This window comes from Phormidium sp. CCY1219, assembly GCF_055795085.1.
In genome coordinates this window covers 1-257 of sequence record NZ_JAYFEQ010000047.1, presented here as the reverse complement: position 1 = coordinate 257, position 257 = coordinate 1, and the positions used below count along the sequence as shown (strand labels likewise).

General features: G+C 55.6%; 1 pseudogene. It reads right to left on the bottom strand.

The features are described 5' to 3' along the window. Positions 1–257 (bottom strand): annotated as a pseudogene (locus AC0QH1_RS00375) (calcium-binding protein); the annotation flags it as partial.

The window sequence follows — 257 nt, the reverse complement described above, 5'->3', positions numbered from 1 at the left end:
AGGATATCATTATCCTTGCCACCCCACAGCATATCATTGCCATCGCCGCCATCCAGGGAGTCATCCCCCTGGTTGCCATAGAGGAAGTCACCATCCGCGTTACCGCAAACGATATCGTTGCCTAAATCCCCGAACAATTCATCGCTGCCGGTGCCTCCTTTCACCGTATCGTCATCTTTGCCGCCATGCAGCACATCATCGCCATCGCCGCCGTCAACCCAGTCGGTGCCTTGGTTGCCATTGGCGAAGTCATTGCC